The 18,780-nt window shown below is 70.9% G+C and carries 18 protein-coding genes; 12 read left to right on the top strand and 6 right to left on the bottom strand.

The features are described from left to right. Window positions 1–95: 95 nt before the first annotated feature. Together Scani_RS10855 and Scani_RS10850 are read right to left on the bottom strand one after the other, a co-directional pair. On the bottom strand, window positions 96–824 hold the full coding sequence (locus Scani_RS10855; RefSeq protein WP_086716724.1) for a type 1 glutamine amidotransferase: 729 nt from the start codon (window positions 822–824) through the stop codon (window positions 96–98). A gap of 38 nt (window positions 825–862) precedes the next feature. After that, window positions 863–2,101: a MurT ligase domain-containing protein gene (locus Scani_RS10850; RefSeq protein ID WP_159472943.1), complete on the bottom strand. Its 1,239-nt coding sequence runs from the start codon at window positions 2,099–2,101 to the stop codon at window positions 863–865. Window positions 2,102–2,286: 185 nt separating this feature from the next. Between Scani_RS10850 and def the strand changes: the two genes are divergently transcribed. Continuing rightward, window positions 2,287–2,844 (top strand): peptide deformylase, encoded by a 558-nt coding sequence (gene def / locus Scani_RS10845; protein WP_159472940.1) that lies wholly within the window; start codon window positions 2,287–2,289, stop codon window positions 2,842–2,844. 36 nt (window positions 2,845–2,880) lie between these two features. On the opposite strand, the gene Scani_RS10840 is transcribed toward def, so the two are convergent. After that, entirely contained in the window at window positions 2,881–3,528 is a 648-nt protein-coding gene (locus Scani_RS10840; RefSeq protein WP_159472937.1) for a TetR/AcrR family transcriptional regulator, read from the bottom strand. Between the two features lie 163 nt (window positions 3,529–3,691). Here Scani_RS10840 and Scani_RS10835 point away from each other — a divergent pair, with 163 nt between their 5' ends. From Scani_RS10835 to Scani_RS10815, 5 genes are all read left to right on the top strand, one after another. Beyond that, window positions 3,692–4,918, top strand: coding sequence for an acyl-CoA dehydrogenase family protein (locus tag Scani_RS10835; RefSeq protein WP_159472934.1), 1,227 nt, complete (start codon window positions 3,692–3,694; stop codon window positions 4,916–4,918). 399 nt (window positions 4,919–5,317) lie between these two features. Further along, a complete protein-coding gene (locus Scani_RS10830; RefSeq protein WP_159472931.1) occupies window positions 5,318–5,941 on the top strand; it encodes a restriction endonuclease in 624 nt (207 codons plus the stop codon). Between the two features lie 730 nt (window positions 5,942–6,671). Next, window positions 6,672–8,453 (top strand): glyoxylate carboligase, encoded by a 1,782-nt coding sequence (gene gcl / locus Scani_RS10825; RefSeq protein ID WP_159472928.1) that lies wholly within the window; start codon window positions 6,672–6,674, stop codon window positions 8,451–8,453. A 122-nt stretch (window positions 8,454–8,575) separates the two neighbouring features. Next, entirely contained in the window at window positions 8,576–9,418 is an 843-nt protein-coding gene (locus Scani_RS10820) for a TIM barrel protein (RefSeq protein ID WP_159472925.1), read from the top strand. Between the two features lie 112 nt (window positions 9,419–9,530). Continuing rightward, window positions 9,531–10,427: a 2-hydroxy-3-oxopropionate reductase gene (locus tag Scani_RS10815; protein ID WP_159472922.1), complete on the top strand. Its 897-nt coding sequence runs from the start codon at window positions 9,531–9,533 to the stop codon at window positions 10,425–10,427. A 229-nt stretch (window positions 10,428–10,656) separates the two neighbouring features. Here the strand turns inward: Scani_RS10815 and Scani_RS10810 are convergent, their stop codons facing one another. After that, complete coding sequence (locus Scani_RS10810) at window positions 10,657–11,916, bottom strand: cytochrome P450 family protein (protein WP_159472919.1); 1,260 nt, start codon at window positions 11,914–11,916, stop codon at window positions 10,657–10,659. 177 nt (window positions 11,917–12,093) lie between these two features. On the opposite strand from Scani_RS10810, the gene Scani_RS10805 reads away from it, so the two are divergent. The 5 genes from Scani_RS10805 to Scani_RS10785 all read left to right on the top strand — a co-directional run bounded on the left by Scani_RS10805 (window position 12,094) and on the right by Scani_RS10785 (window position 15,710). Next, on the top strand, window positions 12,094–12,321 hold the full coding sequence (locus tag Scani_RS10805) for a hypothetical protein (RefSeq protein ID WP_086717821.1): 228 nt from the start codon (window positions 12,094–12,096) through the stop codon (window positions 12,319–12,321). Window positions 12,322–12,547: 226 nt separating this feature from the next. Further along, a complete protein-coding gene (locus tag Scani_RS10800; protein ID WP_246295692.1) occupies window positions 12,548–12,721 on the top strand; it encodes a hypothetical protein in 174 nt (57 codons plus the stop codon). A gap of 132 nt (window positions 12,722–12,853) precedes the next feature. Next, entirely contained in the window at window positions 12,854–14,374 is a 1,521-nt protein-coding gene (locus Scani_RS10795) for an AlkA N-terminal domain-containing protein (protein ID WP_159475725.1), read from the top strand. Continuing rightward, a complete protein-coding gene (locus Scani_RS10790) occupies window positions 14,371–14,883 on the top strand; it encodes a methylated-DNA--[protein]-cysteine S-methyltransferase (RefSeq protein ID WP_159472917.1) in 513 nt (170 codons plus the stop codon). Before Scani_RS10795 ends, Scani_RS10790 begins: the two co-directional genes overlap by 4 nt. A gap of 86 nt (window positions 14,884–14,969) precedes the next feature. Then, a complete protein-coding gene (locus Scani_RS10785) occupies window positions 14,970–15,710 on the top strand; it encodes a 2OG-Fe(II) oxygenase (protein WP_159472914.1) in 741 nt (246 codons plus the stop codon). 43 nt (window positions 15,711–15,753) lie between these two features. On the opposite strand, the gene Scani_RS10780 is transcribed toward Scani_RS10785, so the two are convergent. Together Scani_RS10780 and Scani_RS10775 are read right to left on the bottom strand one after the other, a co-directional pair. Further along, complete coding sequence (locus Scani_RS10780) at window positions 15,754–16,518, bottom strand: SDR family oxidoreductase (RefSeq protein ID WP_159472911.1); 765 nt, start codon at window positions 16,516–16,518, stop codon at window positions 15,754–15,756. A gap of 201 nt (window positions 16,519–16,719) precedes the next feature. After that, window positions 16,720–17,703 carry a ScbA/BarX family gamma-butyrolactone biosynthesis protein gene (locus tag Scani_RS10775; RefSeq protein ID WP_159472909.1) on the bottom strand — a complete coding sequence of 328 codons (984 nt, stop codon included), beginning with the start codon at window positions 17,701–17,703 and terminating at the stop codon, window positions 16,720–16,722. Between the two features lie 172 nt (window positions 17,704–17,875). On the opposite strand from Scani_RS10775, the gene Scani_RS10770 reads away from it, so the two are divergent. Beyond that, complete coding sequence (locus Scani_RS10770; protein WP_159472906.1) at window positions 17,876–18,550, top strand: ScbR family autoregulator-binding transcription factor; 675 nt, start codon at window positions 17,876–17,878, stop codon at window positions 18,548–18,550. Window positions 18,551–18,780 lie beyond the last annotated feature (230 nt).

Genomic DNA, 18,780 nt, shown 5'->3' with positions numbered 1-18,780 from the left:
GTACGCCCGCAGTGCGGACTGCGGGCGTACGAAAGGGGTTGAACTCCGGTGGACGTCACATATCGGCGAACCGCCCGAACCGGGAGGTAGCGGTATCAAGCAGGCTGGGTCGCCGCGGCGATCCGCTCCTGGCGCAGCGCCTCGTACCAGCGGTCCTCGACCGGCGGCAGCGCATTGACGTCCAGCGCCAGCTTGATCAGCAGATCGGCGATATGCGGATTGCGTGCCATCACCGGGCCGTGCATGTACGTACCGAAGACGGTGTCGTTCCACGCGCCCTCGTAGCCGTCGCCGACGCCGTTGCCCTTGCCGAACCGCACCTTGGCGAACGGCCGGGCGGTCTTGCCCAGATGCGTCACGCCCTGGTGGTTCTCGAAGCCGGTCAGCGGCGGCAGCCCCAACTGCGGGTCGATGTCGGCGAGTACGTCGCCGACGCAGCGCTCGGCCTCGCCGCGGGTGCTGACCACATCGAGCAGCCCCAGGCCCTCCTGCCGCTCCCCGAGGTCGTTGATGAACTCATGACCCAGGATCTGGTACCCGGCGCACACCGAGAAGACGATCGCCCCGTTGGAGACCGCACGGCTCAGTCCGCCGTCGCGGATCAGCCGCTCGGACGCCAGCCGCTGGGGCCGGTCCTCGCCGCCGCCGATCAGGTAGATGTCGCCGGAGGTGGGAATCTGCTGGTCGGACCGTACGTCCAGGCGCTGGACGTCCAGACCGCGCTGGCGCGCCCGCCGCTCCACCACCAGGGCGTTGCCCTGGTCGCCGTACGTGCTCAGCAGGTCCGGGTAGATCCACACCAGGCGCAGGCTGTTGTCACTCATGCTCGCTCGTCCTTGTCCGTAACGTCGGTGGACCACCATCAGTTGCCCACGCGCCGGCGCAGGTCCTGGAAGGCCGTGTAGTTGGCGATGACCTCGATCCGTCCGGGCGGCGCCATGCCCACCGCCTCGTCGAGGTTCTCGCACACGTGGAAGTCCAGCCCCGCGACCTCCAGGCGCACCGCCAGGTCCAGCTTGCGGTCACCGAGCACGAAGATCGGGTGCCCGGCGAGCCGGGTGTAGTCGACGTCCCACAGCCAGGAGGTGTCCGTGCCGTCCGCGCCGCGGGCGTTCACCGACATGATCACCGGGGTCGGCGGCGGGTCGATCAGCGAGAACGTCTCCAGCCAGCCGGCCGGGTTCTTCGCCAGCAGCAGCCGCAGCTCCCGCTCCATGAACGTGACCACGTCATAGCGCCCGGCCACCGCCTGCACCGAGAACATCCGCTCCAGGGCCACCTGCGGCGGCACCCCGAAGGCGGCGGCGACCGCGGCGGACGTGGTGGCGTTCGCCTTGTTGGCGCGCCCCGGCAGCTGCAGCTTGATCGGCCACGCGCTGCCGTGCGGGTCCAGCACATGATCGCCGGACAGCGCCCAGCTGGGCGTGGGACGGCGGAAGCCGCACTCCGCGCAGAACCAGTCGTCGCTGGGCCGCTGCATCACACCACCGCAGGACGGGCAGGACCAGGCGTCGTCCTTCCACTCCTGCCCGGCCGCGACCCAGACCACGTTCGCGGACGACGAGGCCGCCCACACGATCAGCGGGTCGTCCGCGTTGGCGATGATCAGGGCCTTGGAACCGGCCAGGCCCTCGCGCCAGTGCTCGGCCAGCATCCGGGTCTCCGCGGCGCGGTCGAGCTGGTCGCGCGAGAGGTTCAGCAGCGCTATGGCCTTCGGTGTCACATCGCGTGCCACACCGGCGAGGTACTTCTCGTCGACCTCGATGACGCCGTAGCGGGCGTCCGATCCACCGGCCAGCGCGGAGGTGATCCCCGCCGGCATGTTGGCGCCCAGCGCGTTGGAGACCACCGGACCGCTGGCCCGCAGAGCCTCTGCGATCAGCCGCGTCGTGGTCGTCTTGCCGTTGGTCGCCGACACCAGGATGACGTCCAAGTGCCGGGCCAGCCGCGCCAGCAGGTCGGGGTCGAGCTTGAGCGCCACCCGGCCACCGATCACCGATCCGCTGCCGCGGCCCGCCGCGCGCGATACCGCCGCCGCGGCCTTGCCCGCCGTCACGGCCAGCTTGGCCCGCGGCGACAGCGGCTCCGTGTTGCCTGCCATCGTCCTTGATCCTCCTTGCATCCGGCGCCCGCCTGCCCTGAGGCTGCCGGTGGAACGCTTCCTCCGCAGCCGATGACCGGCCGAGGCTTCGGTCGGGGATCAGCCTATCGAGATCCGGGCCCGGGCCCGAACCCCGCCACCCGTCCGGCGACATCCCGGGCGCGCCGGACCGTACGCTTACCCCCATGCCTCCCCGCACCATCCCCGGCAGTTCCGGCCGGGTCCGCCCGCTGCGCCTGCTCGGCGATCCGGCCCTGACCGCGCCCTGCCGGGAGGTCACCGCCTTCGACGGCGAGCTGGCCCGGCTGGTCGAAGACATGTACGCGACAATGTACGCGGCGCACGGTGTGGGTCTTGCCGCCAATCAGGTCGGCGTCCCGCTGCGGGTCTTCGTCTACGACTGCCCCGACGACGAGGACCGCCGCCATCTCGGGCATCTCGTCAACCCCCGGCTGGTCGAGACCGACGGCCCGGTGATCCGCGGGCCCGAGGGCTGTCTCTCGCTCCCCGGCATCGAGGCCGGCACTCCGCGCCACGACCACACCGTCGTGACCGGGTTCAGCGTCACCGGCGAGCCCCGGACCGTGACCGGCACCGGATTCTTCGCCCGCTGCCTCCAGCACGAGTGCGACCACCTCGACGGCGGGCTGTACGTCGACCACCTCACCGGGCTGCGCCGCCGCCGGGCGCTGCGCGCGGCGGCCAGGGCCCCGTGGGCGGCGACGGCGGCGTCCGGCCGCTGACCGGCCGGCGCCGCCCGCCGTTTTACGGTCCCTTGCTCAGAAGCCGGGGCCGCCCGCGCGGTCCTCGACCGCGGCCAGCTGACCCCAGAGCAGATCGGCCAGCTGGGTGACCAACTGCTCGCGTGAACAAGGGCGTTCCCGCAGCCACCAGTCGCCGGCGCCGTGCATCATCCCGACGATGCCGTGGCCCCATACGCGTGCGGTCAGCTCGCCGCCGGGCCCCAGGTCGAGCCGGTCGGTGATCACCTTGGCCAGCTCCTCGCCGAGCCGGCGCAGCAGCGGTGCGGAGTGCCGCCCGACGTCGAAGCCGGACTCCGATGCGGTGTCCTCGTCGGAGGGGTGCATCAGGAAGCGGTACACCTGCGGCCGGGCCTCGATCGCGAGCAGGTAGGCGTCGAGGGTGGCCTCGACCCGGTCCCGGCGCAGGACGGGCGCGTCCAGCGCGGTGGCCAGATTGGCCAGCAGGGCGTCGGTGTGCCGTACGGCGAGTGCGCGGTACAGCCCGCCCTTGTCGCCGAAGTGCCGGTACAGGATCGGCTTGGTGATGCCGGCCTCGGCGGCGATGGCGTTCATCGAGGCGTCCGGGCCGTCGCGCAGCACAATGCGCTCGGCGGCCTCCAACAGCTCCCGCCGTCTGCGCTCGGTCGCCGTCTGCTGGCGGCCGCTGTGCTCTGTGCTTTTCATGGTCGTGCTCCCCACCCTTGTGAATCCGTGGCGCTCGCGCAACGTAACACCCGATCTCCACGGTGAATTCGTCCTCAGGGGAGTTGACATCTTCTACTGACCAGTAACACACTGCGGGTTACCGCTAGTAACAACAGTAATGCCTGGCAGCAGTGGAGGGGACATGGCCGAGTTCACCATGGAGCTCAACGACGAGCAGAAGGAAGTCCGTGACTGGGTTCACGGCTTCGCGGCCGACGTCATGCGCCCCGCCGCCGCCGAATGGGACGAGCGCGAGGAGACCCCCTGGCCGGTCATCCAGGAGGCCGCCAAGATCGGTCTGTACTCGCTGGACTTCTACGCCCAGCAATTCTTCGACCCCACCGGTCTCGGCCTCCCCATGTCCATGGAGGAGCTCTTCTGGGGCGACGCGGGCATCGGCCTCTCGATCGTGGGCACCGGACTCGCTGCCGTCGGTGTGCTCGCGAACGGCACCGAGGAGCAGATCGGCACCTGGGTCCCGCAGATGTACGGCGACCCCGCCGACGTCAAGGTCGCCGCCTTCTGCTCGTCGGAGCCGGACGCCGGCTCGGACGTCGCCGCGATGCGCACCCGTGCGGTCTACGACGAGGCCAAGGACGAGTGGGTGCTCAACGGCACCAAGACCTGGGCCACCAACGGCGGGATCGCCAACGTCCATGTCGTCGTCGCGGCCGTCGACCCCGACCTCGGCTCCAAGGGCCATGCGTCCTTCATCATTCCCCCGAACACCCCCGGCCTCTCCCAGGGGCAGAAGTTCAAGAAGCACGGCATCCGCGCCTCGCACACCGCCGAGGTCGTCCTGGACAGCGTCCGGGTCCCCGGCCACTGCCTGCTCGGCGGCAAGGAGAAGCTCGACGAGCGCCTCGCCCGCGCCCGCGAGAAGGCCAACAATGGTGGCGAGCGCGTGAAGAACGCCGCCATGGCCACCTTCGAGGCCTCCCGCCCGGCCGTCGGCGCGATGGCGGTCGGCACCGCGCGTGCGGCCTACGAAGAGGCCCTGGAGTACGCCAAGACCCGCTCCCAGTTCGGCCGCCCGATCATCGACAACCAGGGCGTGGCCTTCCAGCTCGCCGATATGCGCACCCAGATCGACGCCGCCCGCCTGCTGGTCTGGCGCGCCTCCTGGATGGCGGTGGCCGGCAAGCCGTTCACTTCCGCCGAGGGCTCCATGTCCAAGCTCTTCGCCAGCGAGGTCGCCAAGAAGGTCACCGCCCAGGCCGTGCAGATCCTCGGTGGCAATGGTTTCACCCGCGAATACCCGGTCGAGCGGATGCACCGCGACGCTGCCATCTACACGATTTTCGAAGGCACCAGCGAAATCCAGCGACTGGTGATCGCCCGGACGATTTCGGGCATGCCGATCCGCTGAAGTGCACGTGCGGTAAAGCGTGTGGAGTGGTCTTTTGCGTAAGCCCCGCCCGGTCGCCGGGCGGGGCTTTTCGTGTGGGGTGACAGTCGGGCGTGGAATGCGATGGCCGAAAAGGGAGTCAGTGAGTCGGCGCGTCAGTGAGTTCGTGAGCCGGTGAGTTCGCGGGTCGGTGACTCGGCGAATGTCCGGCGGCGCCGTTTCCTCTCCGGAATCTGGCTGTTTATGGATTGTGGAGCCGGGTGGACGGCGTAGCGGTACGGCGTCGGAGGCGTGTGGTCGAGAGCGGTCGCCCGGGCCATGCGGGCGACCGGAACGACGTCCTCGACGAAGCGGGCAAACGCCCCTCGCCGTGGGGGTTTTGCCGATAATCTCCCCGCATACCGACACAGGGGGACGAACATGGCCACACCCACCCGGCGTCCGCAGCGTGCCACCGCTCGCCAGGCCCTCGTGTTCTACGGCAAGGGCTGCGGCGTCCTCGTGGGAATCGCCATGCTCGTCCTGATGATTCATGACGGGCTGGCTGTGGGCGCCGCGGTCGTTCTCGTGGCGATCGTGGGCGGCCTCGTCGCCGTCCAGTGCGTCCGGGCGGCCGACCGTGCCCGGCTCGGCGAGATCCGGGCCGCTCAGTCCATGGAAATCGGCCGCTATCACGCCATGAATCCGCGGGAGTTCGAGGACGCGATCGCCTATCTCTGCCGGCGGGACGGATGCCGTGACGCCCGGCGTGTCGGCGGGGCGGGCGACCTCGGCGCCGATGTGACCGCCCTTGCGCCCGACGGGCGCCGCATCGTCATCCAGTGCAAGCGCTACGGTCCGACGACGAAGGTCGGTTCGCCGGACCTGCAGCGATTCGGCGGAACGTGCTACAGCGTGCACGGCGCCCAGGTCGCGGTCGTCGTCACCACGTCCGTGTTCACCAAGCCGGCCGCCAACTACGCCACCCAGCACGGCATTCGCTGCTATGACCAGAACGCGCTGGCCGCGTGGGCCTCGCGCACCGGTCCCGCGCCCTGGATGTAGATCTCGGGGGTGCGCGTTCCGGTCGGCGCGGAATCCGTGCGCCGCAGGTCAGGGCCCATCAATAGTGGCGTCACGGGTTATCGAAAAACACCCATTCAATGTTCAACCAGTGGATAGTGGCTAACTCTCGCCGCAATCCGGAGAGTGTTCCGCCCGGCGCCTCGGTCCTATCCGGTCCGGCGGGGTGGCGAGGGCGTCGCCGGTGCGGATGGCGCGGCGAGGGGGAGTGGGGCTTGGGTTCTCCGGTGATTCCCCTTGGTTGCGCCGGTGGGCTTCCCGGGTTGATGCAGTAGGTGGATCGGTAACGCCTGTTCTTCGACGGCCGGGTCTCGTCGTAAGCGTCGGGGCGGATTCGCCCTGCCCTCGTAGTGCCGTCCGGTCAACCCCTGTCGGTGGCTGCTGACTTGTGCCTTGGGTGGCGCCCCTGCCGCTGCACGGGGGCTCGGGGTGGGGGCGGGTTTCGGGGGTCGCGCCCATGGTCGCCGCGCCCGTACGTCGAGCCCACGCGCCCCGCGCGCGCCGGTCCGCCCTCACCCCCGTGCGTCGCTCACCCTCGCCCGCTCCTCGTTCTGGATCTCCCGGCGCCGGACGCCCGGCCTCCCCTTGACGGGTGGACCGGCGCGTTCTACGTTCCTTCCATAAAGCAAAACATTAATTCCATGATGCGGAATTAAGCCCCTCCGGCCCTCCGTCGGAGCTTGCCCGTGACAGGTCGACGCAGGAGTACTCGATGCCTCGAATGACAGCCGCTCGCGCCGCGGTGGAGATCCTCAAGCGGGAGGGCGTGACCAACGCCTTCGGAGTGCCGGGTGCCGCGATCAACCCCTTCTACGCAGCGCTCAAGGGCGCGGGCGGGATCGACCACACACTGGCCCGCCATGTCGAGGGCGCTTCGCACATGGCCGAGGGGTACACCCGGACCCGCCCGGGCAACATCGGCGTCTGCATCGGGACCTCCGGCCCGGCCGGCACGGACATGATCACCGGCCTCTACTCCGCGATCGGTGACTCGATCCCGATCCTCTGCATCACCGGTCAGGCCCCGACCGCGGTGATCCAGAAGGAGGACTTCCAGGCCGTCGACATCGCCGCGATCGCCAAGCCGGTCGCCAAGGCCGCCACGACGGTCATGGAGGCCGCGCAGGTCCCCGGCGTCTTCCAGCAGGCCTTCCACCTGATGCGCTCCGGACGGCCCGGCCCGGTCCTGATCGACCTGCCGATCGACGTCCAGCTGACGGAGATCGACTTCGACCCCGAGACGTACGAGCCGCTGCCGGCCTTCAAGCCGGCCGCGACCCGCGCCCAGGTCGAGAAGGCCCTCGCCCTCCTCAACGAATCGCAGCGCCCGCTGATCGTCGCCGGGGGCGGCATCATCAACGCCGATGCCTCCGAGCTGCTGGTCGAGTTCGCCGAGCTGACCGGCATCCCGGTCGTCCCCACCCTGATGGGCTGGGGCATCCTGGCCGACGACCATGAGCTCAACGCCGGCATGGTCGGTCTGCAGACCTCGCACCGCTACGGCAACGCGAACTTCCTGGAGTCCGACTTCGTCCTGGGCATCGGCAACCGCTGGGCCAACCGTCACACCGGCAAGCTCGACGTCTACACCGAGGGCCGGAAGTTCGTCCACGTCGACATCGAGCCGACCCAGATCGGCAAGATCTTCGCCCCGGACTACGGCATCGCCTCGGACGCCAAGGCCGCGCTGGAGCTGTTCGTCGAGGTGGCCAAGGAGCTCAAGGCCGCGGGCCGGCTCCCCGACCGCGGCGACTGGGCCGCCACGACCCAGGTGCGCAAGGCCCAGCTCCAGCGCCGTACGCACTTCGACGACATCCCGATGAAGCCGCAGCGCGTCTACGAGGAGATGAACAAGGCCTTCGGTCCGGAGACCCGCTATGTGACCACCATCGGTCTCTCCCAGATCGCCGGCGCGCAGATGCTGCACGTCTACAAGCCGCGCCACTGGATCAACTGCGGCCAGGCCGGCCCGCTCGGCTGGACCATCCCGGCCGCGCTGGGGGTGGCCACCGCCGACCCGGAGACCCCGGTCGTGGCCCTCTCCGGCGACTACGACTTCCAGTTCATGCTCGAAGAGCTGGCCGTCGGCGCCCAGCACAAGATCCCCTACGTGCATGTCCTGGTGAACAACGCGTACCTGGGCCTGATCCGCCAGGCCCAGCGCAACCTCGACATCAACTTCCAGGTCAACCTGGAATTCGAGAACATCAACGCCCCCGAATTGGGCGTCTACGGCGTGGACCACGTCAAGGTCGTCGAGGGTCTGGGCTGCAAGGCCCTCCGCGTCACCGACCCGAGCGAGTTGGGCGCCGCCTTCGAGGAGGCCAAGAAGCTGGCTGCCGAGTACCGCGTTCCGGTCGTCGTGGAGGCGATCCTCGAGCGGATCACCAACATCTCGATGAGCGGCAGCGACATCGCCAGCGTCAACGAGTGGGAGGACATCGCCACCGAGCCGGGCCATGCGCCCACCGCGATCAAGCCGCTCAAGGTCTGACACCGGTTCGGGGGTGCGCGGCGGGCCGGGGTGTGTTCGATCCACTCGCCCGGCTCGCCGCGGCCCCCGGCTCCGATCGATCCGCATCACAAATCTGCTATCCGGAAGGGGCGCCGGGCCTGATGGGTTTCACGGACACGCGCTTCAACGTCAATCTGTCGATCCTGTTCACCGAGCTTCCGTTGCTGGAGCGGCCGGCGGCCGCGCGGGCGGCGGGTTTCACGGCGGTGGAGCTGTGGTGGCCGTGGGTGGATGCCCCGGTTGTGGAGCGGGGGGAGCTGGCGGCGCTGCGTGCGGCGCTGGACGATGCCGGGACGCGGCTGGTGGGCCTGAACTTCTATGCGGGGCGGTTGCCGGGGCCGGACCGGGGGGCGTTGTCGGTGCCGGGTGAGGAGTCGGAGCGGTTCCGGGCGAATGTGCCGGTGGCGGTGGAGTTCGGCCGCTCGCTGGGCTGCACGTCCTTCAACGCCCTCTACGGCAACCGCGTCGAGGGCGTGCCGGCCGCCGAGCAGGATGCGCTGGCGCTGGAGAACCTGGCCTTCGCGGCGCGGGCGGTGGCGGAGGTGGGCGGGACGCTGCTGATCGAGGCGCTCAACGCGCCCGAGTCGCCCCACTGCCCCATCGTCAGCGCGCCGAAGGCCATCGAGGTCGTCGATGCGGTGAACGCGGCCACCGGCCTGGACAACGCCCGGTTTTTGATGGACCTCTACCACCTGGCGATGAACGGCGAGGACCTCGAGGAGGTCATCGACCGCTACACGCCCAAGACCGGGCATGTGCAGATCGCCGACAGTCCCGGCCGCGGCGCCCCCGGCACCGGTTCGCTCGACCTCGCCGCGCTGCTGGCCCGCCTGACGAAGGCCGGCTACGACGGCTGGACCGGCCTGGAGTACAAGCCCGGCGACCGGCCCAGCGCCGGCGCCTTCGCCTGGCTGCCCGGCCCCCTGCGCCCGGCCCGGACCTGACACCACGCAAACGGCGGCCACGACAGCCCGGCCCGTCGCCCCCGTGACGCAGCACCCCGGCGGCCCGCCGCCCCGTGACGCAGCACCGTATTTGAGATGTGAGAGGCACCTGATGAGCAATCTGCCCAAGATCGCATGGATCGGCCTCGGCATCATGGGCTCGCCCATGGCCGAGAACCTGATCAAGGCCGGCTACCCCGTCACCGGCCACACCCTGGAGTCCGACAAGCTCGAACGGCTGGCACAGGCCGGCGGCACCGCGGCCGCCTCCATCGCCGAAGCCGTCGCCGACGCCGACATCGTCATCACCATGGTCCCCGCCTCCCCCCAGGTCGAGGCCATCGCCTACGGCCCCGACGGCATCCTCGAAAACGCCCGCCCCCACACCCTGCTGATCGACATGTCCTCGATCACCCCCCAGACCTCCATCGACCTCGCACAGGCCGCCGCCGCCAAGAGCATCCGCGTCCTGGACGCCCCCGTCTCCGGCGGCGAAGCCGGCGCCCTCGAAGCCGTCCTGTCCATCATGGTCGGCGGCGACCAGGCCGACTTCGACGCCGCCCGCCCCCTCCTCGAAACCCTCGGCAAGACCATCGTGCGCTGCGGCCCCCACGGCAGCGGCCAGACCGTCAAGGCCGCCAACCAGCTCATCGTCGCCGTCAACATCCAGGCCTGCGCCGAAGCCGTCGTCTTCCTGGAGAAGTCCGGCGTCGACCTCACCGCCGCCCTCGACGTCCTCGCCGGCGGCCTCGCCGGCTCCACCGTCCTGGCCCGCAAGAAGGACAACTTCACAAACCGCGACTTCCGCCCCGGCTTCCGCATCGACCTCCACCACAAGGACATGGGCATCGTCACCGACGCCGCCCGCACCGTCGGCGCCGCCCTCCCCGTCGGCACCGTCGTCGCCGGCCTCGTCGCCTCCCTGCGCGCCCAAGGCGACGGCGGCCTCGACCACTCCGCCCTCCTGCGCGGCGTCGAACGCCTCTCCGGACACCCCACCGGAAACTGAGTCCTCGGGGCTGCGACGGGGGATGTGTGCCGGTTTGGCGTGATGGTCCTCACGTCGCCCCGCGGAACACCCCTCCCTTGTTCACCGTTCAAACAGGTGTGGGCGTCGATGACGTCCACCCTGAACCGCCCCGGCCAGTTCCCCCCCCGTCTGGCCGGGGCTTCCTCTTGCCCGAAACCGGTGAGACGCCCGCGGGGGAGGGCTCAGCGGACCGTCCAGGGCGCCACGATCACGGGGCGAGGACCACCGGGAGGCCGGCCAGCCCGTGCATCAAGCGCGTGTGACGCCAGACCAGCGCATCCCAACTGTCCACCGCCGGCCGCATGCCGGGGAAGCGCGTCAGCAACACCTCGAAGGCGATACGGGCCTCGACGCGGGCCAACGGCGCGCCGAGGCAGTGGTGCGGACCGTGCCCGAACGAGAGATGACCGGCCGGGCGATCGGTGCCCTCGTGGCCCTCGGGAGGTCGGGGGCACCCGGGACGGTTCGGGCGGCCGGGAGGGTCCACCGGCCCCGCGCGGCGGTGCCGGTCCAGCCGTACCTCGTCCGGCGCGACGAACCGGGCGGGATCGCGATTGGCGGCCCCGGGGGACACCAGCACCACATCCCCCGCATCGATCCGGGCGCCGCCGAGGTCGAAGGGTTCGACGGCGAAGCGGAAGGTCGCGAGGGTGATCGGGGCGTCGTGGCGCAGGAATTCCTCGACCGCGGCGGGGAGCAGCGCGGGCTCGGCCCGGAGGCGGGCGCGCAGCGCATCGTCCCGGAGCAGGGCCAGCATGCCGTTGCCGATGAGGTGGGTGGTCGTCTCATGGCCCGCGACCACCAACAGCACGGCCAGCGAGACGAGTTCGGCCTCCGAAAGCCGGTCCGCCTCGTCGCGGGCGGCGATCAGACCGCTGAGGACATCGTCCCCGAGGTCCTCGCGCCGCGCCGCGATCAGCCGCGTCATGTAGTCGCTGAGGTCGTGCGAGGCGCGGTCCACGGTGTCCGGGGCCCCCGCGGCGAACAGGTCGTGGGACCAGCGCCGCACCGCCGCCCGGTCCTGCTCCGGCAGCCCCAGCATCTCGCTGATCACCGCGATCGGCAGCGGCTCGGCGAAGTCCTCGACGAGATCCGCGGACCCGCGCGCGGCCAGTGCGTCGGCCAGTTCCTCCGCGATCGCGCGGATCCGGGGCTCCAGTCGTGCGACGGCCGCCGGAGTGAACGCCTTCATCGCCAGCTTCCGCAGCCGGCCGTGGTGCGGCGGGTCGGTGGCGAGCATGGTGCGGCTGACGGCGGAGGCCAGTCGTCGATTGCTCGGCCGGTCGGCGAAGTAGCGGGCGGTGTCCTTCGACAGGCGGGCGTCCGCCAGCGCCGCCCGGGCCTCCGCCCATCCGGTGACGACCCATGTCGTACGGCCGTTGTCCGTCCGCACCTGCTGCACCGGGCCGCGCGAGCGCAGGGCGGCGAGCAGCGGATACGGGTCCCGGGAGAACTCGGCTGAGTCCATGGGGTTGTTCACGGTCGCCTCATGATCTCGTCGCGGAGGTCGGGTTCCGGGGGCACCGGACGCCCGTCCCGTGGTCCCTGCCGGCGGCCAGCCTAGTGAATGCGTGCGGGGGCGAGGATTGATGCTCATGGCGGCTGTCGAAATGCGCGAGCAGAGCGCGCGGCGCACCCTGGATGCATGTCCGAGCATCCGCCTGTCATCGTGCACCCGCCGACGCCTTCCGGTGGCCGACGGGTGACCGTGCGTGGGCAGATCGTCGGTCTGGCCCACGGCCGTGGCGATGTCGCCGAATTCCTCCGCCGTGCGGGCGTCGCCGGTCCGGCCGAGGACATCGCGCTGGACGACCCCCGGCTCGTCGAATGGCGCGGCGGCTCGCTGGACGACTGGCCGATGCCGCCCGCCTGACGCGGTCCGGCTACCGACTCGCCCGGCTGGGGCGCCTGACGGACCCGGACACCGGCCGCACTCCCGCTGCCCGCGGGGCCGCCCCGCACCCCCGCACCCCCTGCCCGTCTCACCCACAGCGCCGCGCGACCGGCGAGTCGAGCCGCCGCGCCGGAAAGACATACGCTGACGAACGGCGGCCCCCGGGCTGCCGGTTCGTCAGTGGCGGCAGCGACAGGAGTACGGCGTGAGCGACGGCGGGGACAGCGACTACGGCGACAACGGCTCGGACAGCGGAAGCTCCGTGCTGAGCGGCCGGTCGACGGGTTCGCCCGACCTGAGCGTCCTGCGGAGGGCCATGCGCTGGGAGACACTCGTGATCCTGGTGATCCTGGTGGTCATTGCCGCGGCGGCGTCCTGAGCCGGGTCCGCCCCGGCTCGTCCTGGCCCGCCCGCCATCCGGGCCGCCTACCGATCGGCTCGCGCGGGCCCCGAACGCGCCGTCCGATTTCCGCCAGCGCCGCCGCCTGACCTGCTGCACAGTGGACCTGTGATGCATGAGGACAGCAGGTACGAGGCGGTGCGCAGCAGGGACGCCCGATTCGACGGCGCGTTCTTCTTCGCGGTGTCCACGACCGGGATCTACTGCCGGCCGAGCTGCCCCGCCACCACGCCCCGACGCCGTAACGTCGCCTTCTTCCCGACCGCCGCGGCCGCCCAGGGCTCCGGCTTCCGAGCCTGCCGCCGCTGCCGCCCCGACGCGGTGCCGGGCTCCGCCGAGTGGAACGCCCGCGCCGATGTCGTCGGGCGGGCGGTGCGGCTGATCGGCGATGGCGTGGTGGACCGGGAAGGGGTCGCCGGGCTGGCGGCCCGGCTCGGCTACAGCGCCCGGCAGGTGCAGCGGCAGCTGAACGCCGAGCTCGGCGCCGGCCCGGTGGCGCTGGCGCGGGCCCAGCGCGCCCACACCGCGCGGGTCCTGTTGCAGACCACCGGCCTGCAGGCCGCCGAGATCGCGTTCGCCGCCGGTTTCGCCAGCGTGCGCCAGTTCAACGACACCATCAAGGAGATCTACGCCCTCACGCCGAGCGGGCTGCGCGCCGCCCGCCCCGGAAAGACGGCCCGCTTTGGGCCGGTGGCGCCGCCCGCCACGCCCGGGGTGCTGCCGCTGCGCCTGGCCTTCCGCGGCCCGTACGCGGCGGGGCAGCTCTTCGACCACCTCCAGCGGCGCGCGCTCACCGGTATCGAGGAGATCGTCGGCGAGCCCGGCGCCCGCACCTACCGACGCACTCTGCGACTGCCGAACGGCACCGGCATCGCCGAGGTCGACGAGGCGACCGGCGACGGCTGGCTGGACTGCCGGCTGCGCCTCACCGAACTGCGCGATCTCACCACCGCCGGGCAGCGGGTGCGGCGCCTCTTCGACCTGGACGCGGACCCGTACGCGGTCGCCGAGCGGCTCGGCGCCGACCCCGTCCTGGCGCCCCTGGTGGACCGGCATCCCGGTCTGCGCTCCCCGGGCGCCGCCGCTCCGGACGAGCTCGCGGTCCGTGCCGTGCTCGGCCAGCAGGTCTCGGTCGCGGCCGGGCGCGCTCTCGGCGGCGCGCTGGTCGCCGGGTGGGGCGAACCGCTGCCGGAGCCGTCCGGGGCGCTCACCCACCTCTTCCCCCGCATCGACGACCTGGCGGGGGCCTCGCTCGCGGAACTCGGCATGCCCGAGTCGCGGCGGAGCACCCTGCGCACCCTCGCTGCCGCGCTCGCCGGCGGCACGGTCGCGCTGGACGCCGGAGCCGACCGGGACGACGCCGAACGGGCGCTTCTCGGCCTGCGCGGCATCGGCCCGTGGACCGCGGGCTACATCCGGATGCGAGCCCTCGGCGACCCCGATGTGCTGCTGAGCGGCGATGTGGCCGTACTGGCCGGCATGCGCCGGGCCGGGGTTCCGACGGACGGCCTGACCGCGCGGGCGGACGCCTGGCGCCCCTGGCGCTCGTACGCCCTGCACCACTTCTGGAACGTGCCGGTCACCGAACCGGCGCCCACCGGCCCCTCCACCACGGAAAGCACAGGACCATGACGCTCTACACCACCCTCGACAGCCCGCTGGGCGAACTCCTGCTGGTGGGCGAGGAATCGGCCACCGCACCGGGCGGCACCGCGCTCGCCTCGCTGAGCGTGCCCGGCCAGAAGGGCGGCGCGACCGTCCAGGAGAGCTGGACGCACGACCCGGACGCCTTCGCCGAGACCGCCCGTCAGCTCCGCGCCTACTTCGACGGGGAGCTGATCCGCTTCGCCCTCACCTACACGGACACCCGGGGCACGGACTTCCAGCGGCGGGTATGGCAGGCCCTGGAGGCCGTTCCGTACGGGACCACGACCACGTACGGAGCCATCGCGGCCGGGATCGGTGCGGCGCGGGGTGCGGTGCGCGCCGTCGGCACGGCGATCGGCGCGAACCCGCTGCTCGTCGTCCGGCCCTGCCACCGTGTGATCGCCGCGGACGGGTCCCTGTCGGGATACGCGGCCGGGCCCGTGCGCAAGCGCCGGCTCCTCGCCATCGAGGGGCTCGCGCCGGACGCCGGCTGAGTCCGCAGTACCGGACGCGGCCCGAACCCGCACCGCCCCGACCCTCGTGAGCCGCCCCGCCCCGCAGCCCCCCACTGGAGCACGTCATGACCACCACGACCACCAAGCGCCGGGCCCGTCCCACCGTGCTCGCCGAGCGGGTAGCGGCCACCGACTGGACGGCCCTGGCCGAGGAACTCGACACCGTGGGCTGTGCGTCGACCCCACGACTGCTCGACCCGGCCGACTGCCGCGCCCTCGTCGCGCTGTACGAGGACACCGCCCGCTTCCGCTCGACCGTCGACATGGCACGGCACCGCTTCGGCTCGGGACAGTACCGCTACTTCGCCGACCCGCTGCCCGCGCCGGTCCAGTCCCTCCGCGAGGCGTTCTACCCGCATCTGCTGCGGACGGCCCGCGACTGGGCGGACCGGCTCGGCAGACCGGCCCCCTGGCCGGACACCCTGGGGGAGTGGCTCGCGAGGTGCCACGAGGCCGGTCAGACCAAGTCCTCGCAGATTCTGCTGCGTTACGGGGCGGGCGACTGGAACGCGCTGCACCGGGACATCTTCGGGGAGATGGTCTTCCCCCTCCAGGTCGTCGTCGGCCTGGACGAGCAGGGCACCGACTACACCGGTGGGGAGTTCCTGCTCGTCGAGCAGCGGCCGCGAGCACAGTCCCGCGGCACCAGCACCGTCCTGCGGCAGGGCCACGGTCTGGTCTTCACGACCCGCGACCGCCCCGTACGTTCCGCCCGCGGCTGGTCGGCCGGTCCCGTGCGCCACGGGGTGAGCATCGTCCGGTCGGGCCACCGGCACTCCCTGGGCCTGGTCTTCCACGACGCCTGACGGCGCCGCGGCGCGCCCTGGGCCCAGGGCGGCCCCGACGGGGTCAGAGCATCGAGCCGCCGGTGACATCGAAGCGCTGACCGGTGATCCAACGGGAGGCGTCCGAGGCCAGGAAGGCGGCGACGTCGGCGATGTCGGAGGGCCGGCCGATCCGGTTGAACACGGAATAGGCCGCCAGGGCTGCCCGCCCCTCGGGTGTCGCTCTCCGCTCCGCCGTCACGTCGGTCTCGACCCAGCCGGGGGCGATGGTGTTCACCGTGATCCCGCGTGCGCCGACGTCCTTGGCGAGGGTGTGTGTGAGAGTTTCCAGCGCGCCCTTGGAAACGCTGTAGGCGATCTGTGACGGGTGCGCCGTACTCGTCACCGCTGACGAGATGTTGATGATGCGTCCGCCGTCACGCATCCGGCGCAGACCCTGCTGGATGATGAAGAGCGGGGCCCTGGTGTTGACCGCGATGGTGCGGTCGAACTCCTCGTAGGTCACCGCGTCTATGTGCGCGGGGAAGTTGAGCGCCGCGTTGTTGACGAGAATGTCGAGGCCGGGTTCCGCACCGCAGGCTGCGAGTTCGGTGTCGAAGGCCGCGAAGAGGTCCTCGACATCACCGGGAATTCCCAGGTCCGCGCGGAGGGGGAAGGCCCGGCCACCCGCGCTGGTGATGCTTTCGACCGTTTCCTTGGCCGCGGCGTCATTGCGGCCGTAGTGGACGGCGATCAGCGCACCGTCCTGAGCGAGGCGCTGGGCGATGCCCCGGCCGATGCCGCGGCTGGATCCCGTCACCAGCGCGGTCTTTCCGTGGAGGTCACCCATGATCGTTCTTGGCCTTTCGTTCACCCGCGGTGGCGTGCAGCCGCCGGTTGCTTTCTCTTGCCGGTGGGACGGCCGGGGCCCGCTGCCCGTGCCTCAGGAACCGTTACCACTCGCGACGGACGGTGCCGCAGGTCGCGTGGTCCGGTGGCTCATGAAGTGTGGAGTCCCTGCCGAGAGTGTCATGGCTCGTGAGGTGTGCGCTCAATGCTGGGTGTCCAGTGCGGTCAGGGTGGAGACGAACACCGACTTGCCCTCCTGGGAGCCGGTGACCTGGACCGTCGTGGTGGAGGGGAGCGCGGACGGGACGAGCCGGGCCACGATGCTGCAGGGGATGCCGTGCTCGGCGTAGCGGTGGAATTCGGTGCCGAAGGCGTACGGCACGAAGATCCGGGGTGCGGTCAGCGCCCGGGCGGCCTGCTGTGCCGCATCCAGCAGCAGCATTCCCGGAATGTGGTCATTCGCCGGATTCACCATCGCGCCATGGCCGGGCGCGATGCGCAGTTCCCATCGGCCGGACCTGTCGGTGGGGGACAGCAGGACATCGCTGTCCATGGCGCTGCCGGTCAGCTGGTGCGGGACGGGTGCGGGCAGCGAGCCCAGGGTGCGGCGTGCGGCCAGCCGTTCGCCACGGATCCGGCGGTAGACGGCAGGGGAGGCGACGGCGACGTCGGAATAGCCCGTGGCGACGATCCGGCCCGCCTTGCGGATGGTCATGTTGAAGTGGCCACTGGCCAGCGTGCCGCCCCGCAGGTGCATCCGGCTGCAGGTGACGTCGATCGTCAGCCGGGTGGGCCCGCTGCCAACGGCCAGGTGCTCGGGGTGGGTTGTGTACACCAGGTTGCCGAGGATGAAGTGGTGGCCGACCGGTACGCCGAGTTCGGTGTGGCACAGGAGCAGCCCCGCCTGGCGGATGGTCTCGCCGGTGAGAATGAGATGGTGGCGGCCGTGCGCCGGGGTGAAGTACTCGTGGTCGTGCGGCCACTGGGCGGTCAGCGTGAAGCGGGAGTCGTCCAGTCGGCGCCATGAGGTGACCAGAATGTCGTCGGCGACGGGCCGGTGGACGAACTCCTGGGGGACGCAGGGTTCATGGCGATGTCCGGCAGCAGCACGGTGGTTCCCCTTCGCGTGTGTCTGATATGGAGCCCTGGGCTGAACCGTGCCGCTGACCTGCATCGTGTTGCTCATGAGTGCCCCCAGGCGTCTCTACGGGAAGAGGTGCATCGCTGTTAAGATACGTACCATCCGGTTTTATTTTCAATGCCGGGCGTCGAATTGCAGCAAGTGGCTGACCCAGGGGTGAATTGAGCGGTAGCTAACTGATGCGAACATGGAAAACACGAGAGACAGGAGGCGTCCTGTGGCGCAACAGGACCGCGCGATCCGGACCCGGCGACTGATTTTGGAGGCGGCCGCCGCGGTCTTTGACGACCTCGGCTACGACCGCGCGACCATCGCCGAAGTCCTCGACCGCGCAGGCGTCACCAAGGGCGCCTTGTACTTCCACTTCGCCTCCAAGGAGCAGCTCGCGCTGGCGGTGCTCGATGAGCACGTACTGGACATCGCCGTCGAGCCTCAGAAGATCAAGTTGCAGGAGTTCGTCGACGCGGGCCAGGTGCTGGCGTACCGGCTGCGCAGTGATCCGATCCAGCGCGGAGCGGCACGCCTGGCGGTCGAGCAGGGATCCAACCACCTCGACCGCAAGCAGTCGATGCTCTCGTGGAGCGTGTTCGTGGAGGGGTTGCTCAACGAGGCGAAGGACCGCGGTGAAGTGATGGACAGCATCGTCGTGCGGGAAACAGCGGAGCTGTTCGTCGGCGCCTTCGCCGGGCTGCAGATGATGTCCCAGGCCTTCACCAACCGGGCCGATCTCAGCCGCCGTCTGACCGTCTTCTTCGAGCACACCCTCCCGAGCATTGCGGTTCCGGCCATTCTCGCCAAGCTCAAGCTGGATTCTGAGCGCGGGGCACAACTCGATGCCGCCCTGCAGGGGAAGGCGCCGGCGAACGCCGGGATCGATGCCGCGGCGAGCTGACCCCGGCGTCTCGGGCCGGGCGGCTCGCGGCGGTCGGGTGGCGTGGAATGTCCGGCAGCGGCGGGAGGCGAAAACATACCGCGCATGCGGTGTTGATTGCCGAGCTGTGTAAGTGCCGTGCATGAACGGTGCAGGCCAGAGGCGTCGTGGGGGCTCCCGCGGCGCCTCTCGTCGTAGGTGGGCGGGTGCGCGGGGAGAGGTGGGTGAGCGGTCGGGCGGCGACGTTCGGG

The organism is Streptomyces caniferus, assembly GCF_009811555.1.
Lineage (GTDB): Bacteria > Actinomycetota > Actinomycetes > Streptomycetales > Streptomycetaceae > Streptomyces > Streptomyces caniferus.
The sequence above is the reverse complement of the archived record's forward strand: the minus strand, read 5'-3'. Positions and strand labels throughout refer to the sequence as shown.

Coding starts and splice junctions, on each gene's coding strand:
- Scani_RS10855 (WP_086716724.1), bottom strand. CDS start 824: ATGAGTGACAACAGCCTGCGCCTGGTGTGGATCTACCCGGACCTGCTG.
- Scani_RS10850 (WP_159472943.1), bottom strand. CDS start 2,101: ATGGCAGGCAACACGGAGCCGCTGTCGCCGCGGGCCAAGCTGGCCGTG.
- def (WP_159472940.1), top strand. CDS start 2,287: ATGCCTCCCCGCACCATCCCCGGCAGTTCCGGCCGGGTCCGCCCGCTG.
- Scani_RS10840 (WP_159472937.1), bottom strand. CDS start 3,528: ATGAAAAGCACAGAGCACAGCGGCCGCCAGCAGACGGCGACCGAGCGC.
- Scani_RS10835 (WP_159472934.1), top strand. CDS start 3,692: ATGGCCGAGTTCACCATGGAGCTCAACGACGAGCAGAAGGAAGTCCGT.
- Scani_RS10830 (WP_159472931.1), top strand. CDS start 5,318: ATGGCCACACCCACCCGGCGTCCGCAGCGTGCCACCGCTCGCCAGGCC.
- gcl (WP_159472928.1), top strand. CDS start 6,672: ATGCCTCGAATGACAGCCGCTCGCGCCGCGGTGGAGATCCTCAAGCGG.
- Scani_RS10820 (WP_159472925.1), top strand. CDS start 8,576: ATGGGTTTCACGGACACGCGCTTCAACGTCAATCTGTCGATCCTGTTC.
- Scani_RS10815 (WP_159472922.1), top strand. CDS start 9,531: ATGAGCAATCTGCCCAAGATCGCATGGATCGGCCTCGGCATCATGGGC.
- Scani_RS10810 (WP_159472919.1), bottom strand. CDS start 11,916: ATGGACTCAGCCGAGTTCTCCCGGGACCCGTATCCGCTGCTCGCCGCC.
- Scani_RS10805 (WP_086717821.1), top strand. CDS start 12,094: ATGTCCGAGCATCCGCCTGTCATCGTGCACCCGCCGACGCCTTCCGGT.
- Scani_RS10795 (WP_159475725.1), top strand. CDS start 12,854: ATGCATGAGGACAGCAGGTACGAGGCGGTGCGCAGCAGGGACGCCCGA.
- Scani_RS10790 (WP_159472917.1), top strand. CDS start 14,371: ATGACGCTCTACACCACCCTCGACAGCCCGCTGGGCGAACTCCTGCTG.
- Scani_RS10785 (WP_159472914.1), top strand. CDS start 14,970: ATGACCACCACGACCACCAAGCGCCGGGCCCGTCCCACCGTGCTCGCC.
- Scani_RS10780 (WP_159472911.1), bottom strand. CDS start 16,518: ATGGGTGACCTCCACGGAAAGACCGCGCTGGTGACGGGATCCAGCCGC.
- Scani_RS10775 (WP_159472909.1), bottom strand. CDS start 17,703: ATGAGCAACACGATGCAGGTCAGCGGCACGGTTCAGCCCAGGGCTCCA.